We start from the raw sequence: 464 nt of genomic DNA, 5'->3' as shown, positions 1-464 counted from the left end.
GCAGAGAAACAAAAGAAACTGACCAGAATAAAAATAAGGAGGACGGGAAATGAACAGAGGAGTTATAACTATCAGCGAGAGCGGAACGGTATCCATGCCGACCGATACTGTATGGATGACCATGCAGGAGATTGCCGACATGTATAATGTATTCGGCTGCTATGTGCGCAAGGCTGTCAAGGCTATATTCAAGGACGGCATTCTGAAAGAGCAGGGTGTACGCCGTCATGTCAGGAAGAACGACCGCATCAGCTATGATGTGTATAGCCTTGAACTCGTCATTGCGGTAGCCTTCCGTATTGACAGCATTGAGAGCAGAGCCTTTCGGGAGTTCATCATGCAGTCCGTCATCGGCAGACAGACAAGCCGCACTAAACTGGTCTGTATCTTTACAGAGAATGCAATGGCATAGACCTGCCATAAAGCAACGTTCCTTGGAGGCTTTGCGCCTCCAGCCACTTGGG

1 protein-coding gene is annotated in these 464 nt (G+C 48.9%); it reads left to right on the top strand.

The annotated features are described in order from the left end of the window. The first annotated feature begins 49 nt into the window (after positions 1-49). Positions 50-412: a hypothetical protein gene (locus DXA74_RS14320; protein WP_005942354.1), complete on the top strand. Its 363-nt coding sequence runs from the start codon at positions 50-52 to the stop codon at positions 410-412. Positions 413-464: the final 52 nt, after the last annotated feature.

It is taken from the genome of Bacteroides sp. OF04-15BH (assembly GCF_003477995.1).
In the GTDB taxonomy this organism is placed as follows: Bacteria; Bacteroidota; Bacteroidia; order Bacteroidales; family Bacteroidaceae; genus Paraprevotella.
The sequence above is the reverse complement of the archived record's forward strand: the minus strand, read 5'-3'. Positions and strand labels throughout refer to the sequence as shown.